Origin of the sequence: Proteiniclasticum ruminis, from assembly GCF_900115135.1 — a bacterium.
Classification (GTDB): Bacteria; Bacillota; Clostridia; order Clostridiales; family Clostridiaceae; genus Proteiniclasticum; species Proteiniclasticum ruminis_A.
Genome location: NZ_FOVK01000001.1, coordinates 370,207 through 389,693 on the forward strand (window position 1 = coordinate 370,207; position 19,487 = coordinate 389,693).

21 protein-coding genes are annotated in these 19,487 nt (G+C 42.8%); 2 read left to right on the forward strand and 19 right to left on the reverse strand.

Annotated elements, in window-relative coordinates:
• Positions 1–11 precede the first annotated feature (11 nt).
• Together BM243_RS15365 and BM243_RS01695 are read left to right on the forward strand one after the other, a co-directional pair.
• Complete coding sequence (locus BM243_RS15365) at positions 12–1,001, forward strand: DUF4829 domain-containing protein (protein ID WP_242943492.1); 990 nt, start codon at positions 12–14, stop codon at positions 999–1,001.
• A gap of 623 nt (positions 1,002–1,624) precedes the next feature.
• Entirely contained in the window at positions 1,625–2,614 is a 990-nt protein-coding gene (locus BM243_RS01695; RefSeq protein WP_074909527.1) for a tyrosine recombinase XerC, read from the forward strand.
• A 550-nt stretch (positions 2,615–3,164) separates the two neighbouring features.
• Here the strand turns inward: BM243_RS01695 and BM243_RS01700 are convergent.
• The 19 genes from BM243_RS01700 to cobU form a co-directional block, all read right to left on the reverse strand.
• Positions 3,165–4,814, reverse strand: a complete 1,650-nt coding sequence (locus BM243_RS01700) for a complex I subunit 5 family protein (protein ID WP_242943493.1) — start codon at positions 4,812–4,814, stop codon at positions 3,165–3,167.
• Positions 4,815–5,031: 217 nt separating this feature from the next.
• Complete coding sequence (locus BM243_RS01705) at positions 5,032–6,687, reverse strand: complex I subunit 5 family protein (RefSeq protein WP_242943494.1); 1,656 nt, start codon at positions 6,685–6,687, stop codon at positions 5,032–5,034.
• Between the two features lie 408 nt (positions 6,688–7,095).
• Positions 7,096–8,592 (reverse strand): complex I subunit 5 family protein, encoded by a 1,497-nt coding sequence (locus BM243_RS01710; protein WP_074909534.1) that lies wholly within the window; start codon positions 8,590–8,592, stop codon positions 7,096–7,098.
• On the reverse strand, positions 8,585–8,962 hold the full coding sequence (locus tag BM243_RS01715) for a cation:proton antiporter subunit C (RefSeq protein ID WP_074909537.1): 378 nt from the start codon (positions 8,960–8,962) through the stop codon (positions 8,585–8,587). The genes BM243_RS01710 and BM243_RS01715 overlap by 8 nt, the downstream gene beginning before the upstream one ends.
• The gene (locus BM243_RS15015; RefSeq protein ID WP_083422543.1) at positions 8,959–9,384 is read right to left on the reverse strand and encodes an MnhB domain-containing protein; all 426 of its coding nucleotides are present in this window, start codon (positions 9,382–9,384) and stop codon (positions 8,959–8,961) included. The genes BM243_RS01715 and BM243_RS15015 overlap by 4 nt, the downstream gene beginning before the upstream one ends.
• A complete protein-coding gene (gene mbhE / locus BM243_RS15020) occupies positions 9,377–9,685 on the reverse strand; it encodes a hydrogen gas-evolving membrane-bound hydrogenase subunit E (protein WP_083422544.1) in 309 nt (102 codons plus the stop codon). The genes BM243_RS15015 and mbhE overlap by 8 nt, the downstream gene beginning before the upstream one ends.
• Entirely contained in the window at positions 9,682–9,921 is a 240-nt protein-coding gene (locus BM243_RS01725) for a hydrogenase subunit MbhD domain-containing protein (RefSeq protein ID WP_074909539.1), read from the reverse strand. The genes mbhE and BM243_RS01725 overlap by 4 nt, the downstream gene beginning before the upstream one ends.
• Positions 9,908–10,222, reverse strand: coding sequence for a monovalent cation/H(+) antiporter subunit G (mnhG, locus tag BM243_RS01730; RefSeq protein ID WP_074909541.1), 315 nt, complete (start codon positions 10,220–10,222; stop codon positions 9,908–9,910). Before mnhG ends, BM243_RS01725 begins: the two co-directional genes overlap by 14 nt.
• Before the next feature lie 12 nt (positions 10,223–10,234).
• A complete protein-coding gene (locus tag BM243_RS01735) occupies positions 10,235–10,501 on the reverse strand; it encodes an MrpF/PhaF family protein (protein ID WP_074909543.1) in 267 nt (88 codons plus the stop codon).
• Positions 10,498–11,007, reverse strand: coding sequence for a Na+/H+ antiporter subunit E (locus BM243_RS01740; protein ID WP_074909545.1), 510 nt, complete (start codon positions 11,005–11,007; stop codon positions 10,498–10,500). The genes BM243_RS01735 and BM243_RS01740 overlap by 4 nt, the downstream gene beginning before the upstream one ends.
• Positions 11,008–11,255: 248 nt before the next feature.
• Positions 11,256–11,786 (reverse strand): cob(I)yrinic acid a,c-diamide adenosyltransferase, encoded by a 531-nt coding sequence (locus BM243_RS01745; protein ID WP_074909548.1) that lies wholly within the window; start codon positions 11,784–11,786, stop codon positions 11,256–11,258.
• Positions 11,783–12,580, reverse strand: a complete 798-nt coding sequence (locus BM243_RS01750; RefSeq protein WP_074909550.1) for an ABC transporter ATP-binding protein — start codon at positions 12,578–12,580, stop codon at positions 11,783–11,785. Before BM243_RS01750 ends, BM243_RS01745 begins: the two co-directional genes overlap by 4 nt.
• On the reverse strand, positions 12,577–13,623 hold the full coding sequence (locus BM243_RS01755) for a FecCD family ABC transporter permease (RefSeq protein ID WP_074909553.1): 1,047 nt from the start codon (positions 13,621–13,623) through the stop codon (positions 12,577–12,579). The genes BM243_RS01750 and BM243_RS01755 overlap by 4 nt, the downstream gene beginning before the upstream one ends.
• Before the next feature lie 9 nt (positions 13,624–13,632).
• Positions 13,633–14,601 carry an ABC transporter substrate-binding protein gene (locus BM243_RS01760; RefSeq protein WP_074909556.1) on the reverse strand — a complete coding sequence of 323 codons (969 nt, stop codon included), beginning with the start codon at positions 14,599–14,601 and terminating at the stop codon, positions 13,633–13,635.
• A 32-nt stretch (positions 14,602–14,633) separates the two neighbouring features.
• Positions 14,634–15,686, reverse strand: a complete 1,053-nt coding sequence (locus tag BM243_RS01765; RefSeq protein WP_074909558.1) for a pyridoxal phosphate-dependent aminotransferase — start codon at positions 15,684–15,686, stop codon at positions 14,634–14,636.
• Entirely contained in the window at positions 15,679–16,662 is a 984-nt protein-coding gene (gene cbiB / locus BM243_RS01770; RefSeq protein WP_083422545.1) for an adenosylcobinamide-phosphate synthase CbiB, read from the reverse strand. The genes BM243_RS01765 and cbiB overlap by 8 nt, the downstream gene beginning before the upstream one ends.
• On the reverse strand, positions 16,631–18,130 hold the full coding sequence (locus BM243_RS01775) for a cobyric acid synthase (RefSeq protein WP_074909560.1): 1,500 nt from the start codon (positions 18,128–18,130) through the stop codon (positions 16,631–16,633). Before BM243_RS01775 ends, cbiB begins: the two co-directional genes overlap by 32 nt.
• 47 nt (positions 18,131–18,177) lie before the next feature.
• Positions 18,178–18,915 carry an adenosylcobinamide-GDP ribazoletransferase gene (cobS, locus tag BM243_RS01780; protein ID WP_177213435.1) on the reverse strand — a complete coding sequence of 246 codons (738 nt, stop codon included), beginning with the start codon at positions 18,913–18,915 and terminating at the stop codon, positions 18,178–18,180.
• Complete coding sequence (gene cobU, locus BM243_RS01785) at positions 18,908–19,480, reverse strand: bifunctional adenosylcobinamide kinase/adenosylcobinamide-phosphate guanylyltransferase (protein WP_074909563.1); 573 nt, start codon at positions 19,478–19,480, stop codon at positions 18,908–18,910. The genes cobS and cobU overlap by 8 nt, the downstream gene beginning before the upstream one ends.
• Positions 19,481–19,487 lie beyond the last annotated feature (7 nt).

The following is a 19,487-nucleotide window of genomic DNA, read 5'->3' on the forward strand; positions in this document are numbered from 1 at the left end:
GGAGAAAACGCATGAAAAAACTACCAATCTTTGTATTGCTGATGACTGCAGTTCTAATGAGTATTTCCGGTTGCAGTATCACAACCCAAAATAAGTATACAGAAAGTATGCCAGAAACACCGAACACCATGCCGCCCAGCATATATGTAAATGGTTCGGTGTACACATCAACAGGAGAAGATCTTCCTATAGAAGTGGATCCATCCATCATCCAGAAAGTAACTCACGTCATTCCAGGGACCGAACTCCCATCCGAAGAGGGAACGATTAACTTTCCTTTGGATAACGGTTCCTACGCCTTGATAACGGATACAGAAGAGTATGTGGTCGTATCCATGGATCAGGAATGGCAGAAATTCACAAAAAGGGGTGATTACATACCAACTCCAGGGAAATACTTGATGAATGACGCTAGAATTCCAGGGGGCACCTGGATCTATCTGAGACCCGACGGAACTTTTGTCTTCATGAGAGATTTGGCTACATCCTATGTTCCACAAGGAACTTATAGAATCTCAGCCGACGAGCTTATATTAGATGTATCAAAAGAAGAATACTATATTTTTAAAATAGAAGGAGACACTTTGCTGCTCAAAGATGGGACACATATCAAGGAGTTGGTTCCTATCAACAGTCTTTTTCTGAGAAATGAGGTTGAGCATCTAATTGAAGGTGCTCCAATGAACTTCACAGAAAAAGAAATCAGAAATGGTATGAGTCTCATCGAAGAAACCTTCAGTTTTCCGGGTGCCACATTGAAGAAACTTTGGTACGAAGAAGAAAAGTCTACTGCACTCCGCGATTCCTATATGAAGTATGGAAGGGGTAAAATCAATGGTATCCGTCCCGAAAATGTCCTTGTAATTCTTTCTGAGTTCACTACAGATGAAACAGAAGAAAACTCTGTATTGAACCCAAACAGCACCTACACCGACTATCAGTGGATACTTATAAGAAGCAGCAAAGATGAATCTTGGCGCATCGATGATCAGGGGTATTAAATTAGAAACACCGAAAAAGAACTAGGGAGAGCACAACTCTTTCCTAGTTCTTTATCGTATTGCGTGATGGATTGAAGTGATAAGCTCTTTGGGCAAAACTTATCTTGAATACATAGTAGCATAAAAAGTAGAGGAAAAACCCCGAACTTCTTCGGGGTATTGACAATTTTTAACAATCCATCTGCCAATATACCACCACAAGAAAGAGATGAACGGACTATAACACAATAAAATCATATTGATCGAACATAAAACACACATTTAGCTTTGTGCAAAACCAAAACACCGATTGAATCAACAGGAATAATATAGAAAGCACAGATACCACTGCAAGCACATAATCGTATCAAACAAACATAAAGCAGCAAAAGCCCAACAGCACAGAAAACTTAAGCACATTGAAACACTCAAATGAACATCCTGGAGATCAATCAATAGTTCTGAACAATAACAGTGACGAAATATCGCAAAATAATCAGAAGAGGCGGTATATCTCTTTAAATAATTTATTTCGCGAAATGTTGATTTCGCGAATATAATGCGATATAATTAGAGTACGGAGGCGGATTTTATGGTTTTTGACCAAAATCACCCTTCTGAATACACAGTTAAGGATGGTATTTATGGATAACAACGCAGCTTCAAACTACGAAATTTACCCTGAACGAGTTCTGGATTTCCTCAATTACTCCAGCACCATCCGCGGCAAATCCGACAGCACCATTGAAGCCTATCGATACGACCTCGGCTTATTCTTTCGCTTTCTAAAAAAACATAGAAAACTTGTAAGCCCGGATATACCATTCGACGAGATCCTAATCCACGATGTCAATGATGATTTTTTGAAAAAAGTGTCCCTGTCAGAGATTTACGCCTTCTTATCATATATGGATAAACAGCGCCATAACAGCGCATATGCAAGAGCAAGAAAAACGGCCTGTATCAAAACTTTTTTTAAATACTTATCTGTTAAGGCCCGTATCATCGATAAAGATCCAACTTTAGAACTGGAAAGACCGAAAATCAAGAAAAGAAATCCAGTCTATCTTACTCTGGATGAAAGCAGAACATTACTTAGATCTATGGATAAAGAGAATATTAATTATAAAAGAGACTATTGTATCCTCACATTGTTTTTAAACTGTGGAATGCGACTGTCCGAACTGGTCAGCATCAGATTAAGCAAGATAAAAGATGATACACTCACCGTCATCGGTAAAGGAAACAAAGAACGTGTGGTTTATCTTAATCAAGCCAGCGTAAGCAGCATTCAGCAATATCTTTCAATTCGATCCAACATCGAAACAAAAGATGAATATAAAGATTATCTATTTCTGTCCACCCACAAAAGACCCATAAACAAGCGCACAGTAGAAGTATTGGTAAAAAAACATGTGCATACGGCAGGATTATTTGATGAAAAATATTCACCCCATAAACTTCGACATACCGCTGCAACACTAATGTACAAGCATGGTAAGGTCGATATCCGAAGCCTTCAGATGATTTTAGGACACGAAAACGTATCTACAACACAGATCTATACACACGTTGATAATGAGGCTTTGCGTGAAGCTGTAAAATTGAATCCTCTTGCTGAAGAAATTGATTAAAAGTAAGAAAAACTACAGAAAACACAATATGTATGGGTTAAATCTAGAAACTTAACCATACATATTGTGTTGTTTTATTTATTTTTTCTCTTATTTGAGTTTACATAATTATTTTAATGTAAAAATTGTGGATATTTCATCTTAATTCCACCCCCTTCTCCTCTCCTTTTCCTTCCTTCTTCACCAAGGAAATACGTGTTAGTATTATTTTTTTCACAACCCCCTCAATGGCCATGAATCTTTATTCTCACACTATAAAAACACCTTCGATTTTGTATATTAATTTGTATTTATATAAATATTTATTTATTCCAAATTTTCTATTAATCGAAAATAATAAATTTATGCGTCCTCTTCATAAATACACTATTATAATTTTCAGACTATTTTGCATCAAGAAAAACATGAAGGCATTGACAGATTTTAACAACCCTTGGTAACCTCGATTTTTTCCCCATTGGGACCAAGGATTTCCCCCACTGCGGTAATAAAATCAGGAAGACCCAGCCGGTTCAGTTAAAACTGTACCAGCTGGGTCTTCCTTTTTACACTATAGAAAACTAATTAGAAGGATAATCAGTAATAGGAGCATCACTCCATATATAAATACATCTGACGTAGTAATGATCTGTTCCAACTTTTTGAAAACAGAACGTATTTGTTCTCCAGATTTTTTATAAAGAGGTTGATAAAAATCACTCTCAGGATCCAACTGTTTCGGGAGATGAAAATGAAAGAGATTGAATTTTACACCTGCAACATAAATAATAAACCCGGAGGTATAGACAAGGATCATTGAGTTTAAATCCTTAGTATTGAAGAAATTCATAGACGTCAAATACTTATCGATAAAATATGGATCAAATTCCATCGCTCTAGCGCTAGGGATGATCGCATAATTCATTAAAAAATTCGGGAATACGCCAATAAAAACAACAAGAAGCGCTAAAACCAACATCCCTATGGTACCAATATTGTATTTTTCCTTCACATACTTATATTTTTCAGGCATTGGCCCAAGGAAAACATGAGAGTACAGTTTTATAAAAGAAGCAGTAGTACAAGCACTTACAAAGGTGAATAGATATTCCGCCCAACGAAACGCCGGATGCCCATACTCATATGCTTCGATAATAGCATGGTGTAGAATAGATTTGCTTGCAAAACCATTGAACAGCGGCATACCTGTAATTCCCAGTGCAGCAATTAAACCAACAGCTGCTGCAAACGGCATTTTCCTATAAAGCCCTCCCAATTTGTACATGTTCTTTTCTCTTGTTCTAAAGAACACAACACCAGCCACCATGAAAAGCAGCGCCTTAAAAATCCCATGATTGATCATATGGTAGACACTTCCAGCAAACCCCATGGCCCCATCAAATCCCAGGTACGCAGTGACACCAATCCCCATTATCACATATCCCATCTGACTGACACTGTGGTAAGCAAGCATTCTCACCATTTTCTCCTGTTCAAGAGCTGCAATCACACCGAAAATCATCGTTATGATTCCAATCCAGATTACCACTGCACCAATATCTTGAAGCGTCAGGAGAATCGTGGTCACATTCCCCTCTTGCTGTCCTTGTGTGCTGGTAAGTACTGAAACAATAAGTCTTAAAATTCCATAACCACCAATTTTCATCAGTATTCCTGAAGAAAGGGCATTCACCGATAGATGCGATTTAGGATACACCACCGGAACCCAGTGATGCAGAGGAACCATACCTGCTTTAATACCGAAACCGATGATAAAAAATACTGCAGACACATATTTTACTGCGCCAATCTCACCAAATTTTTCTCCTAACGTAATCCACTCATAATTTTGTGTATATGCTGAGAGAACCAGTATACCCGCGAGGATAGACAATCCGCCTGCAATTCCGAAGTAGATATAGATGCTTCCTGCTTCAATGACTTTTTGACCTCGTTCATGGACCATCAACGCAAAACTTGCAAATGTCATGATTTCAAAAAATAGAAAGAAGCTGAGCAGATCTCCTGCCATGAGCGTTCCAAGGGTTGCCATATATGTAATCATGAAAAACATATAAAAACTACGTTCCCGACCGCATCCTTTGATATCAACAGCTGTATACAGACTGACTGTAAAGAAAATAGCTGCTGCAAAAATCATAAAAATCAGACTCAGCATATCAATCCTAAAAACTACTCCATTTCCGAAGAGATCTGCCATTCTGTACTCAATGGGTCCATCAAGCACTTCTGAGAAGATGGACATCATAAAAATCAATGTTAACAGGATAACCCCTCGTACGGTCATTCTTCTTGCTCTTCTTCTCTTCCCTCCTAAAAGAGGAATGAGAAAGAGTTCAATGAGACTCACGATAAGAAGTATTGCCGGCAACCACAGCTGTACAGCCAGTCGAACTGCATTCACATAAATCCCCTCCTTAGGTAATCAGATACAAAATGATACCAAGAAGTACCAAAGCATAAATCACAACATCACTTTTTATGATAGACGTCTCTATTCCATGCAAAAATGTATTGGACATGGCGAGAGTCTTCTTCCGTATCCCTTTGTTCATAGCAAAATCTCCATCCATCCACCGTGGAAGATGAAGATGGAATAAATGGAAGCGGATTCCCAGGTAGAAGATTGCAATACCAATACCATAAACATAAACCATGGTAATCAGATCATGTGAATTGAAGAAATTCATATCCATCAGATATTTCTTGATAAAATCACTGCTGTAAGCATACCCTTGGGTTGCAGGAATAATAAACTGATCCATGACAAAGTTCGGGAAGAAACCAATCAGAACGATGAGAAGCGCCAATCCCCCCATCCCTAAACTCATCATGATACTTTCACCTTGGACTTTTTTATATTTCTCAGGCATTTTCCCGACAAAAACAAATCCAAAAAGTTTAATGAATGAGGTGACGGTTCCTGCACTGATCAGAGTGAACATCATTTCGGCATACCGGAACGAAGGATGTCCGTATTCGTAAGCTTCCACGATGGCGTGATGAAGAATCGATTTGCTTGCATACCCGTTAAAAAGAGGCATCCCTGTAATACCAAGGGCTGCAATAAGACAAACCAGCGCTGTAAACGGAAACTTTTTCCACATTCCACCAAGTTTATACATATCAAGCTCATGAGTTCTCAAGTAAATAACACCTGCTACCATAAATAGAAGAGCTTTAAACAGCGCATGATTGACCATATGATAGATTGCTCCAGAGAAGCCCATGGCCCCTTTGGGACCAAGATATGCTGCCACGCCAATTCCCATGATGATATATCCCATCTGACTTATACTATGATATGCCAGCATCTTCTTTATATTGCTTTGCTGTAGAGCCATAAAGACTCCTGCCGCCATGGTGAAGATCCCAATCCAGATAATGGCAGCACCAAGTTCTATGCTGAGGTCCCAAATGGGGCTCTCATACGAGACATAGGCTCCCTTAGCAGGCATGAAAAAGCTGGTCAGCACACGTAGAATTCCGAAAGCACCAATCTTGATCATAAGCCCTGACAATAATGCACTGGCTGGAGTTGGTGCAACTGGATGCGCCCTGGGAAGCCAAATATGTAGCGGAAGCATTCCTGCTTTGATCCCAAATCCAATCATAAACAGGCCCGCCATGAGATATTTCACATTTCCCAATGTACTGACTCTTGCCGCCAACGGAATAAAAGCCACCGTCCCTGTATTCACATAAAGGAGAATTATTCCAAGAAGAAGCGCCAAACCTCCGGCTACTCCCATATAAATGAAGATGTCTCCCGCGATCAGTGAATCCTTGGACTGATTATGCGCAACAAGGAAATAGGATGCAAAGGTCATCAGTTCAAAAAACAGGAACATGGTGATGAGATCTCCCGCCATGATTGTGCCAAGCACTCCTGCATAGGTGATACTCATCTGGAGAAAAAATCTGTTTCTATGTTTCTCTATCATCATGTAATCATGAGCATACATGCTAACAAGAACCCATAAAATCGATGATACCACAAGCATAATGAATCCTAGCATGTCCACTTTGAACCTGATTCCAAGCCCCAATGCTCTTGGGATCTCAAAACGCATCGTCCCATCCAGCACTTGCGGAAATAACGCCAAAATGAGAAAAAATGTCAAGACAGTCGTATAAACAATCGCCATATCTCTTGCATTCTCTCTTCTCCTGAAGAAGTACATTTCTACAGGCCCCCCAATGAGAGGAATTAGGATTATGATAAGAGGTAAACTCTTGAAGTTGTTTAAGGAATTTGAGATTCCATCTGCAAGATTTACCAGGAAAAGCATGACCCCGCTTACTTGATCCTTGTCTACATTTTTCGCAAACAGCAAAAAGGCAGCGAAAAGACTTCCCAGTAAAATATATACGATAATGCAGCTGATACAGTAAGAATCAAGTCTATTCCTCTTCTTACAGCCACAGTCCTTTTTCGGTTTATTTTCCCGTTTCAAATTTTCTTTCAACATAACCCTCCACTAGAGTCCCATCTGGATAAATGTGGGTACAGCTTTTTCGATGATGTCCATCACAAGATGTGGAAAAAGCCCTATCACAATACTTCCAAAAGCCACAAGGACCATTGATATCTTCATGGTTTTCGGAATTCCATCTCTATGCATTTCAAGGGGGACTCCAGGTCTTTCCCGAAGAAACGCAGAAATGACAATCGGCAGGTAATAAAGTGCGTTTAAGAAGCTGCTGAGCAATATGACAAGAAGAAGCCCTGGATGTCCTGCATCAAGAACTGCAAGACCCAAATACCATTTGCTCATAAATCCGCTGGTTCCTGGAATTCCAATCATGCCAAGCACACCAACACTAAAGACTGTCATGGAAATGGGCATCTCATAGCCGATTCCATCCAGGTTCTTGACATCACGTCGTCCTGTGAGATAAATGATGGAGCCGGCACTGAGAAACAGTGCCGATTTCATAAACGCATGGGAGATAACATGAAATAAGGCTGCAGAAAACCCCATGGGTGTTGCAAGAGCCAATCCAAGGAATATATACCCGATTTGTGCAACACTGGAATAAGCAAGTCTTCTTTTGATATCCCTTTGTGTCAGTGCAAAAACTGATCCCATGACCATACTCATGACTGCGAAAATTATGATGTAGTTGTTGACACCAATATTTACAGAGATTTCCTGCCCGATTACACGATACATCATTTTTGCAATGGCAAAAACGTAAGCTTTTACAACAAGTCCTGACAGAAGAGCGCTGGAGGGTGTGGGCGCACTGGAGTGGGCGTCTGGAAGCCAGTTGTGAAGGGGAAAAATGGCAGCCTTTATACCAAAACCAGTAAGGATAAATCCCATTGCCAGTAGAATATTTCTGGGGTATTGTTCCCATACCTCATTGATTTCTGTAAAAATCAATGTCATATTCAGATGTCCCGTGACCATATAAAGAAGTGCGAATCCCATAAGTATCGTTACCGATCCAATGGCACCCATCATCAGATATTTCATAGACGCCATCAGTGTGTCTTTCTTCTTTTTAATCGCGATCACCGCAACAGAAACAAGCGACAGGATTTCCATGAACACATACAGATTGAACATATCGTTGGTAAAAATCATGCCAATCATCGAAAACAGCATGAGAAAAACCAGTGTGTAGTAGCCATATCTCCTTGATGCTTCAATTTCATGATCAAGATCCTTCAAAGAATACATGATGATAAGAAGGCCTAAAAGAAGGACAATGAACGTCATTAAGGCTGAAAAGTCATCTATGAGAAACTGTATACCAATCCCTGCGTCATAATTGCCAAAAGTATAGCTGTATGCCCCTTCCCTATTCACTTTTAAAAGCTCCAGAAGAGAAAGCCCCAGCGCACCGCCAAGGACGCACATCATAAGAATATGGAACCATCTGCCATATGCTTTCTTAAAAAGAGGTATAGAAACCGCAAAAATAAGAAGAAGCACTAGGATATAAACCGGTAAATGAGGACTATTCATCAGATTCCACACTCCTTATCTTGATGATTTCATCCATTTCAATGGTTCCATAGGCTTCATGGATTTTTATCACGATACTTAAGGAAAATGCAGTGATACTGACAGCCACCACGATACCTGTAAGCATCAGCGCTGCAGGCAGGGGGTTCACGAAAAACCCATCCCCGCTTATAGACTCATATATTGGCGCAGCTGCTCCTTTTCTATACCCTATAGACACAAAGAACAGAAAGACTGACGTCTCCATAATATTAATTCCGATGATTTTCTTGATTAAATTGGAGTGGGTCAGAACAGTATATAATCCGATGACAAATAGAATCATCGCTCCAATATAGTTGATGTTTTCTATGATCATTTTAAAGTTCATGACTCTTCCTCCAACATCGTATGAAACAGTGTGACAATGGTGCTCATGACCTTCAGGCCAATGGCAAAAGTCACCACAGGTATCAATCCCGCACTCAGCACCTTACCAAAGGTGCCAATAGGGAACCCGGCCTCAATATTGGTCAGAAAAGTGTATCCGAGAAAAATACCAGATAAACCAACAAGAACATACACAAGAATTCCTCCTGTTTCGATCCTGGCCGAAATCTCATGAGGCATCCTCTCCTTTCCTTTTTCCAGACCAAAAGCTAAGGTATAGAGAACAATGCTTGCTGCATAAATTGCCCCTCCAGAAAACCCACCCCCTGGGGACAGATGGCCATGCAGGATGACATATAGTCCGTAAAGCTGGATAAATGGTAAGATCATTCTGGTTGTCAATTTGACAAATAAATCATCCATGATGCTCCTGATCCTCCTTCTTTCCTTTATGATGGGATATACCGATCATTGCACTGACAGCTGCTATTCCTGTAAAGAGCACTGTGGTCTCTCCAAGGGTATCAAATGCTCTGTAGTCTGTGATAATGGCTGCGATGATATTCTGCGCGCCGGTGTCTTGAGCACTTTCAGCAGTATAGTACTCAGAGATCTCGTTATAGGATGGATTCTTTTCCTCACCCAGCGGTGGGATCTCTGAAATACTGGAAAGAAGCACAAGAAGAAGTCCACCTAGGATGGCAAAAGTAAATATCTTTTTCATTTTTCCATCCTCCCGGTACGGCTGATCACCGCGACAAACAGTATTGTGGTAATTCCTGCACCTATGGCAGCCTCAGTCATTGCAACATCTGGCGCTCGAAGAAGAAGCCATAGTAATGACATCACCAGGCTGTATGCAGTGAAGATGATCACTGCACCTAGAAGATCTTTGGTTCTTTCCACTGCTATCGCTGATACGATGAGAAAAACAATGAGAATGACATTAAACAGTTCCATGATCATCCTCCTTCTGATTTCTCATTTTTTTATGATATGCAGCTTTCGCAATGATATGAGCAGCTACAGGATTCGTAATAAAAATGAATACAAGAATCAGTATAAGCTTGAGACTCACCGGATCCAGCCCTTTGTAGACGATAAGGGCCAGTAAGCCCAGTCCTGCGCCAAGGGTATCGCTTTTCGTAGTTGCATGCATTCTGCTGAATACATCAGGAAGCCTAATCAGGCCAACGGTGCCTACCATAAAAAAGAATAAACTGGATAATGTCAATAGAAGAATGATGATGTCCTTAATCATGCGATACACCTCCTAATATATTTTTCCTTTCTCGATATACTTTGAAACAGCGATGGTGGCAATGAACCCCATCATGGCATAAATAATCGCCACATCAATAAATGCATTTTGTTCCGTTAAAACAGCAATCACGGCAATCAGAACGGTCACTTTTGTGGAAATGACATTGATTGAAACCACGCGGTCGGCTGTGGTTGGGCCTGCATAAGCCCGATAAAGACATATCAATGCGAAGATGGATAGGATTATTGCGTATACAGTTAAAACCGTGGTACTCATGATTCCTCCCTTTCCAGCTCCAACACATGCCTTTCCAGTGTATTTCCTTCTAAACCTTCTGCAGCACTCCTGTTTATGGCATGAATGACAAAATCTCCATGGACTTCATCCACTGTCAGAGTGCCTGGAGTGAGTGTAATGAGATTCCCATAGAGCATCTTATGGAAATTTTTCTTAGGAGATGCTGGAACCTTAACAAACATAGGCTCGATGGGCATGTCCTTTTTCAGCACAATTTTTGCAACGGCAATATTGGCCTTCACTATTTCCACAAGAAGAACACCAATCACTCTGGCATACCTCAAGAGATACTTGAAAGTGAGAGGTCCGCCTTCGGTCTGATTAAAAAATAAATCCTTATTGAGAATAATCACAGCAAAGGCGGCAACACTTCCTATAAGGACAGACTCTACGGTTATCTTTCCGTCAATGACAACCCAGAAAAGGAGCAATAGAAGATACATAAACAAAGATTTTTTTAAAGTGATTTTATTTTTTGTTTCCATCCGACACCTCGCACCAATTGATAAAATCGAGCTAAACAACTCACTATACTAGTTACTTTATCGTAAAAGCGTATCATTTTCAATGAAATCAAGGATTCCCATATTAAACAATGATAGTTTGATAATTTAGTTCTAAAGTCTCAAACAATCTACTTATGAATCTTATTATTGTCTGTCATTATAGAAATGAAGTACTTTCGATGTTCTCGACAGAAAAAGACACCTGCACTGCAGATGTCTTTTGAACATTAATATTCTGTTCCTTCTCTGGATTGAATGCCCTGGTCGTAATAATGCCGTATTTTTCTCATTTCTGTTATAAGGCCTGCTTCCTTCGAAATCAGATCAGGAGCCTTACGCCCTGTCAACACGAGTTCCATCTGAAATGGCTTCTCCTGAAGAAGTGTCACTACTTTGGACTCCGGTATGATGCCCAGATACATGGCAGCCATGATTTCATCTAGAACCACGAGATCAAATCCTCCGTCCATAATCTGTTTATATAGGCTTTCCCATTCCTTTTCTGTTTCTTCGAGTAGGCTCTTCTGTTCTTCCGCAGTCAACGCATGGAAAAAGGTCCGTGCATTGGCAAGTTTCACGTGGGTAATCTGTGGTATCTTTCTCATCAGAAACTGCTCTCCAGTATCCTGACCTTTCAGAAACTGAACAAACAGCACCTTTCTGTCTCTGCCCGCTGCTCGCATGGATAACCCCAGCGCAGCGGTTGTCTTTCCTTTTCCCTCTCCAGTATAGATGTGAATCTGTCCTTTGCTATTCATTCTTCCTCTCTCCTTCTGCTGATCTTCGGTATCACATAGGGTTTGCCATTCAACGGATTCTCAATGATCAGACATTCTGTTTCATAAACTTCTCTTAGATTTTCTTCTGTGATGATGTCTTCTGGAACTCCTTTTACAAAAATTTCTCCTTTTTTCATGAGAATCAGTTCATCACTATAGGCAATAGCCAGATTGATGTCATGAAGAACAGAAATCACAGTGCTGTTATGACTTCTGCAATAGCTGTTCACCTGATCCAGGATCAGGACCTGATGCCGAAGATCCAGATGTGAGACAGGCTCATCCAAAAGCAGCAGTTCTGGTTCCTGAACCATGGCTCTTGCCACCACCACTCTTTGGAGTTCACCACCTGACAGTTCTTGCACTGATTTATGGCTGTATTGCCAGGTATTGGTAGCAATCATCGCCTCTTCTGCTTTTTTGTAGTCTAATGATGACTCATTTTCAAATCTTTTCAGGTAAGGAGCTCTACCGGACAGCACAAAGTCAAGGACTGGAAAATCTACAGACACATGGGTTTCTTGTGGAACTGTGGCGATTTTTCTCGCTAGATCCCGTACCTTCATCTGTCTTATCTCTTCTGGACCCAGCATCACTTTACCGCTTTGGGGTAGAAGCAGTTTCTGGATATGACGTAGTACTGTGGTCTTTCCGGATCCGTTCGGCCCCAATATACTATAAAAGCATCCTTTCTTGACATAAAAGGACAAGTCTTTCAGCACTTCCTCTTTTCCATAAGAAAATCGAAGAGAAGATACAGTTAACTCATTCATAGAAAGCCTCCACTTTTTTTGCTCCGATAAAGAAGCAAAATAAAATAAGGTGCACCAAATAGCGCTGTAATCGCCCCCACCGGTATTTCCATGGGCGCAAGGACAGTACGGGCCAGTGTATCCGAAAAAAGCATAAATAAAGCGCCAGCCAGCGCTGAAAAAGGAAGAAGTACCCGATGGTCGCCTCCTAGAACCATTCGCACACCATGGGGGACAATCAGCCCCACAAATCCAATGATTCCGCTGACCGAAACAATCACCGCCACCGTAAAGGAAGAGAGAATCAGAAGCCTTTTTTTCACTTTCTCCACATCTACCCCCAGGCTGTATGCCGTATCCTCACCCGAAATCATTAGATTCAGTTCCCGTCTGTACAGGTTTAAAAGAACTACGGACAATAGCACTAGGGGTCCTACGTAGATCAGGTCTGCCCATGAGGCCGATGCCACAGAACCCATGGTCCAAAAGATAATCTGATCCGCCTGGTCCCGGTGAAAAATCATCAGCATAGAAATCACTGCAGAAGACATCGCACTGATGGCAACCCCCGCTAAGATGAGCGGCAGAACTGGAATCTTATGACCTACTCTTGCGATATGGAATACCAAAAGAACCGCCGATAATGCGCCTATAAACGCCATGACCTGCACAGGCAGAACTCCGCCGGATAAAACGGTAATCCCTGCCGCAGCACCCAGCGCAGCCCCGGAAGACACCCCCATGATATAGGGGTCTGCCATGGGGTTTTTAAAGATCCCCTGAAAAGAAGCACCAACCACAGAAAGTCCTGTCCCAACCACTGCAGAAAGAAGAATTCTCGGGAGTCTGATCGAAAGAACAATCACACGGAACTTCTCTTCTGACCCTGTCCATGAAAAGAGATTTTTCATATAGGGAACTTCTCCCAGGAGTATTTTCAGGCTGTCCTTCATTGAGATTTCCGCCGCACCTACAGTGGTGGCCAGGACCATGGAGGCCATGAGGAGAAAGAGCATCCCGAAGAAAAGTCTTCTGTAGTGCTTTCTTTTCTCATAATATGCCATGGCTCCCCCCTACCTGAAGTCATCCTGGTGTATGGCCTTGGCCAGAGCCTCAAATCCATCCGCAAGTCTTGGGCCCTGCCTGTCAATAAGATTGCTGTCAATCTCCATCACTTTCTCTTCTTTCACTGCGGTCAGCTCCTTATATCCTTCTGTACTGATAAACCCGCTTTTCGTCTCATAGTATTTTGAAACAAGGATAATCTGAGGATCATGCTCCACTAGTTTTTCCAGACTGTAGCTCCATCCTTCCACATCATCGGCAACATTGATCCCTCCTGCCCTTTCAATCATCTCGCTGATGAAGGTGCCCTTTCCTGCAGTATAGTCCCCATACTCCCCGTAACCAACCACATAGTAGACCGATGGAGAGGAAAGCTCTTTGACCTTCTCTTCCACGGAAGAAACTTTTTCCTTCATGGAATCAACAATTTCTTCTGCTTTCGATTGCGCGTCCAGAACAGTCCCCATTTTCCCGATGACATCATAGACCCCTTCAAAGCTGTCGTTGGGATTGAGAACAAGAACTGTGATTCCCAGTTCTTCCAGTTTTTTCTGAGCCTCTTCTTTGAAGTGCGTAGAAGCAATGACAAGATCCGCTTCCAGTTCCGCGATTTTTTCAATATTTGGCTCCTGAAGAGTCCCAATGGATTCAATGCCGGAAACCTCTGATGGATAATCACAGTATTCTGTCCTGCCCACCAAAAGTTCTTCTACGCCCAATGCAAAAAAGGTTTCTGTGATGCTTGGCGCCAAAGACACCACATTCATGGGTTTTTCTGGGATGGTGACTTCATTTCCTGTACTGTCCGTAATAGTAAGAGGATATTCTGTATTCAGACTGTTTCCTGATGGCGTTTCCGTTTCCACACTTGGAATGGCAGGATCATTCTCCGCTTTCTTGCCACTGCAGCCGCTGAATACCAGCATCACAAGGAAAAGTGCCAGTATGAGGTTTGTTGTCTTACTTTTTTTATACATAAATATATTCACTCCGTTTCACTCAATGTCTTTTATGTTATGTCTTTTATTTTTTGCAGTGCTTTCATCAGCTTCAGATTGGATGACCTGTCTTTCACAGCTATTCTGAAGTGATGATCGCTGAGTCCGGTAAACCCATAGGGCAGCCTGATCAGAATCTGATCTTCCAGAAGGTTTCTCTGGATATCTTCTGCTGATGCGTATGAAGATTTCACCAGAATAAAATTGCAGTCACTTTCAATCCATGTGAGCCAAGGTACTGTAGAAAGCTCTCTATAAAGAAACGCTTTCTCATTCCGCAGCCAGGATGCTGTTTCCTGAAGATACCCTGTTTCCTTCAGTACCACCTGACCTGCAATGTCTGCAAAAGTATTGATATGCCAAGGCTCCTGCAGAGAATTCATTTTCTTTGCCAAAATCTCATTATATAAAATCCCATACCCCAGCCGCACTCCAGGTATGCCATAGATTTTGGTCAGGGCACGAAGAAAGAGTACGTTTTCCGGCTCCTCTCCCAGCAGAGAATGTCTCTTTTCTTCTTCCACAAAAGGAAGAAATGTTTCATCCAGCACCAGAAAACTCCCTGTTTCTTCCATCTTTTTAAGTATCCGCTCCAAATCAGACGCCTTCAGTGCCCTTCCAGTAGGATTGTTGGGATTGCAGAGAAACACCAGGGAACGGTCTTTCACCTCCTTAAGGAACTTCTCCATCTGAAGATTACCCAGACAGTCGTACAGTACAAGCTCCCGATATGGTATTTCATTTCTTATGCTGGCATTCCGGTACTCCGAAAAAGCAGGAGAGGGAATGAGAACCTCATGAGGTCTTACACTCTTTATTACACTGTGAATGAGATCCACAGCACCATTTCCCAAAAGAATGTTGGCTTTTCCCGATAAAAAGTGATGATCTGATATGGCTTTTTTCAGTTTTCTGTAGGCTGGATCCGGATAAGATGTCACCTCCCTCATTTGATCTATCCAGGCAATCCGCAGCTTCTCGGGTATACCCAGGGGATTGATGTTGGCACTAAAGTCTACCATCGGCGTCTCAAACCCATGGATGTTGCCTCCATGCTCATACATGTAATACCCACCTCCCCATGGCAGTCACCATGATAAACATCACCGCGCTCATCATATAGGCACGCTCCATCATCCTGACAGTCTTGACAATATCTGACGGTTCTGGCTCCTTTTCCGCTTCTCCCAAAGCCGGTTTATACAAAGGTTTCCCAAAGTACACCGCATTCCCTCCCAGGGAGATGCCAAGAACTCCTGCAGCGGCGGATTCTGGATGGCCTGCATTGGGGCTCTCATGACAGTTCTTGTACTTTTGATAGACCTCTATGGCTCTTTTTAAAGATCTCCCTTCAATGGGAGCGCTGAAGAGTATGAACCAGGCCGTCAGACGAGCCGGAATAAAGTTCAGCACATCATCAGTTTTTGCTGCACACCAGCCAAAATCGAAATACCGCTGATTCTTATAGCCCACCATGGAATCCATGGTGTTCACTGTCTTGTATAGCCACATGCCGCAGGGGCCAAAGAGAACACCAAAGAATAGTGGTGCTAGAATGCCATCAGATGTGTTCTCGGACACCGTTTCCACCGCAGCTTTAATGACTTCTTCCTCTGACATCACTTCTGTCTGTCTGGAAACAAGCATGGAGAGTCTTTTTCTTGCTTCCTTCAGCTGATTCTCAATGAGGGCACGATGCACATTGAGGCCTTCCTGTTTCAGTGTTCTTCCCGCCAGACCCGTCCATAGGAAATACACTGACAGAAGATAGTAAAGCCAGAAGGATACTTTGAAGGCCAGGGCCAGCATAGCGTACACAAAGAGTGTAACGGTGGTGGACCCAATGAGCACAAGAAGAATGCCCTTTCTCTTCCTCAGAGAAGGCGTGTCTTTCTCCCGGTAAAGGCTCCTCTCTAATAGGTGGATCAGTTTTCCGACACCCATGACCGGATGCCATAGACTCTTTGGATCGCCTGCTATTACATCCAGCACTACTGCGAAAAGCATGCTAGTCACGGGAGTATTCATCAAGAATCTCATAAATCGCCTCCATATCCAGCGTATTTCTTAGTGTATCCGCAAGATGCGTAAGCTCCTGGTCCATTTGCTCCCAATAGTCTTGGGGTGCATCGCTCCTATCCCTCAGCCCTTTACTCCTTCTGATGAGATTAAGAAGCTTCCTTGTAAATCCGCTGTTGTCAAAAATCCCATGGAGATACGTGCCCATGATTCTCTGACTTTCATGATAGTATCCTTCCTCTGTCATCACCCCATTTTCTCTGATTTTCAGGAAAGGCCTTTGCGTGTCTTTTTGAAAAGTGCTTCTGCCCATATGAATCTCATATCCCATCACTGGGGACTCCATTGGAATACTTTCTCCTTCCACAAGGGTGGTTTTTTTTCTCAGTTCCAGTATGGTCTTCATAGGAACAAGCCCCAATCCCTTGGATACCATAAGAGTAGACTCCACCTCATGAGGATCTTCCAAAGATTCCCCAAGCATCTGATAGCCGCCGCAGATTCCCATGAGAAAAGCACCTTCTTCATGAGCCTTCAGGATTTTTTCATCCATTCTTGCCATTCTTAGCACTTCAAGATCTTTTAGTGTATTCTTGCTGCCAGGAAGGATCACAAGATCCATCCCCTCCAGGGAATCTTCCGGTGATAAAAAATGTACTTGAACATCTTTATACATAAGAAGCGGCTGAACATCTGTATAGTTGGAAATATGGGGCAGCTTTATCACACCTACGGAGAGGTCCGCTTTACTTTTTCGTTCTGCTCTTGGATGCTCCATCAGACTGTCCTCTTCCGGGAGGTTCAAAGGAAGGTACGGAACCACCCCCAGCACTGGAATCCCCACAAGTTTTTCAATCTCATCAATGCCAGGTTTTAGCAGAGCTTTTGTACCTCTGAACTTATTAATGATGATTCCTTTGACATGCTTCCTCTCTTCTTCTGGCATCAGCATGACGGTGCCATAAATGGATGCAAAAGCTCCTCCCTTATCAATATCCGCCACAAGCAGCACCGGCGCATCTACCATTCTAGCCAGCCCCATATTCACAAAGTCATTCTTTCTCAGATTGATTTCTGCCGCACTGCCTGCTCCTTCAATCACGAGGGTATCATGCTCCTTCTCCAGCTCCCTGTAGGCCTGAAGAACCTTCAAAGAGAGCTCCTCTTTCATGGAAATGTAATTTTCGCCCCCCACCACGCCATAGACCTTGCCTAAGAGCACTACTTGAGAGCCTTCGCTTGAAGTGGGTTTTAGAAGCACAGGGTTCATTTTCACATCCGGTACCACTTTTGCTGCCACCGCCTGCAGAATCTGAGCTCTCCCCATCTCTAGTCCCTCCGGTGTTACCCCGGAATTAAGAGACATGTTCTGGGCTTTAAAAGGAGCAGGATTTCGCCCATCCTCCTTTAGTATCCGGCACAATCCTGCACATAGGGTACTTTTCCCCACCGAAGAGGCTGTCCCCACCAGCATGATTTTCTTACACATTTTCTTCCTCCTTCCTGTATTGAAACATCCTCACAAAGTATCCCCACCTAGCTTTCCATCAGCAGATAGACAAGGAGAAATAACACTTGGGAAACTTCTATAAACGCGCCTAACACATCTCCTGTCATTCCCCCCAGCCGTTTCTCCACAAAGCGCTTCATCAGAAAGATGAGGAAGCAGACGGCGAACCAGGAGATTCCTGCACTACTTCCCAACAGTGCTTGTGCATAGAGAAGCGCCGTTCCTGAAGTGATGAACAAGGACACCCTGGAGATCTTCCCGATATAAATGCCGCCGAAACCATGGGGTCTGGCATAGACACTTTTATAGGCCCCGAAGACCATCATGCTTCGTCCTATCACAGGAAGAAGGAGGACCAGCCTCAAGACCATCCCAGTTTCAAACTCCAACAGAAGTGCTGCCTTCAAAAACAGGTAGAAGAACAGACTCAGCGCTCCAAAAGTGCCCAGACGGCTGTCTTTCATGATCTCCAGCATGGTTTTTCGGTCCCTTCCAGAGAGCAGTCCATCGCAGGTATCCGCAAGACCATCCAGATGGATGCCTTTGGTCAGAAACGCATCCAGCATCAGAATGAAGAAGACTGCAGACATCGGGCGGAATAAACCCTGCATCAGAAAAAAGGCTCCTCCTTCCAGCAGTCCAATGACTCCACCAAGTACCGGTAAGAGCACAGCTGTTTTCGTAAATCTCTCCTGATCATAAGGGAGTTCCTTATGGATGGGGGTCACGGTAAAAAACTGAAGCATCAGAAGAATCTCATTCATCAACGGACTCCTTGATACATAGCGGAATGCCCGACACCAGAAGATACACATCATCAGACTCTCTTGCAAGATACTGGTTCACTCTGCCCTGAAGGTCCCGGAAAGCCCGGGCGAAGGCTGTTTCAGGCACCAGCCCTTGTCCCAGCTCATTGGTGACGAGGACACACTCAGCAGAGGATCCTCTGAAAAAGTCCAAAGTCTTCTTCAGGTCTTCAAGAATTTCCATTTCAGCCTTCATCCAGAACTCTTCCTCATAACAGTCTAGATTCAGATCACTTCGGATAAAAAGCAGATTGGTCAGGAGAACCGTGACACAGTCCAGCAGAATTCCGCCATAAAAACGTTCTCGCTCTGCAAGCCGCTGCGGTAAAGAAGAGAATGCCTCCAGAGTATCCCAGGAGGGGTTTCGTCCTTGCTGATGATGTCGGATCCTCACCTTCATCTCTTCATCCACGGGAACGGCTGTGGCAATGTAAAGAACCGGGTGGTTTTTTTTGAGAAGACTTTCCGCAAAAGTGCTTTTACCGCTCCTGGCTCCACCGGTGATTAATGTAATTTTCCCCATTTGTGCA

Bases quoted from the DNA above. Each gene is read 5' to 3' on its own strand.
- BM243_RS15365 (WP_242943492.1), top strand. From the start codon at position 12: ATGAAAAAACTACCAATCTTTGTATTGCTGATGACTGCAGTTCTAATG.
- BM243_RS01695 (WP_074909527.1), top strand. From the start codon at position 1,625: ATGGATAACAACGCAGCTTCAAACTACGAAATTTACCCTGAACGAGTT.
- BM243_RS01700 (WP_242943493.1), bottom strand. From the start codon at position 4,814: ATGGCAGATCTCTTCGGAAATGGAGTAGTTTTTAGGATTGATATGCTG.
- BM243_RS01705 (WP_242943494.1), bottom strand. From the start codon at position 6,687: ATGCGTTTTGAGATCCCAAGAGCATTGGGGCTTGGAATCAGGTTCAAA.
- BM243_RS01710 (WP_074909534.1), bottom strand. From the start codon at position 8,592: ATGAATAGTCCTCATTTACCGGTTTATATCCTAGTGCTTCTTCTTATT.
- BM243_RS01715 (WP_074909537.1), bottom strand. From the start codon at position 8,962: ATGAACTTTAAAATGATCATAGAAAACATCAACTATATTGGAGCGATG.
- BM243_RS15015 (WP_083422543.1), bottom strand. From the start codon at position 9,384: ATGGATGATTTATTTGTCAAATTGACAACCAGAATGATCTTACCATTT.
- mbhE (WP_083422544.1), bottom strand. From the start codon at position 9,685: ATGAAAAAGATATTTACTTTTGCCATCCTAGGTGGACTTCTTCTTGTG.
- BM243_RS01725 (WP_074909539.1), bottom strand. From the start codon at position 9,921: ATGGAACTGTTTAATGTCATTCTCATTGTTTTTCTCATCGTATCAGCG.
- mnhG (WP_074909541.1), bottom strand. From the start codon at position 10,222: ATGATTAAGGACATCATCATTCTTCTATTGACATTATCCAGTTTATTC.
- BM243_RS01735 (WP_074909543.1), bottom strand. From the start codon at position 10,501: ATGAGTACCACGGTTTTAACTGTATACGCAATAATCCTATCCATCTTC.
- BM243_RS01740 (WP_074909545.1), bottom strand. From the start codon at position 11,007: ATGGAAACAAAAAATAAAATCACTTTAAAAAAATCTTTGTTTATGTAT.
- BM243_RS01745 (WP_074909548.1), bottom strand. From the start codon at position 11,786: ATGAATAGCAAAGGACAGATTCACATCTATACTGGAGAGGGAAAAGGA.
- BM243_RS01750 (WP_074909550.1), bottom strand. From the start codon at position 12,580: ATGAATGAGTTAACTGTATCTTCTCTTCGATTTTCTTATGGAAAAGAG.
- BM243_RS01755 (WP_074909553.1), bottom strand. From the start codon at position 13,623: ATGGCATATTATGAGAAAAGAAAGCACTACAGAAGACTTTTCTTCGGG.
- BM243_RS01760 (WP_074909556.1), bottom strand. From the start codon at position 14,601: ATGTATAAAAAAAGTAAGACAACAAACCTCATACTGGCACTTTTCCTT.
- BM243_RS01765 (WP_074909558.1), bottom strand. From the start codon at position 15,686: ATGTATGAGCATGGAGGCAACATCCATGGGTTTGAGACGCCGATGGTA.
- cbiB (WP_083422545.1), bottom strand. From the start codon at position 16,662: ATGAGATTCTTGATGAATACTCCCGTGACTAGCATGCTTTTCGCAGTA.
- BM243_RS01775 (WP_074909560.1), bottom strand. From the start codon at position 18,130: ATGTGTAAGAAAATCATGCTGGTGGGGACAGCCTCTTCGGTGGGGAAA.
- cobS (WP_177213435.1), bottom strand. From the start codon at position 18,915: ATGAATGAGATTCTTCTGATGCTTCAGTTTTTTACCGTGACCCCCATC.
- cobU (WP_074909563.1), bottom strand. From the start codon at position 19,480: ATGGGGAAAATTACATTAATCACCGGTGGAGCCAGGAGCGGTAAAAGC.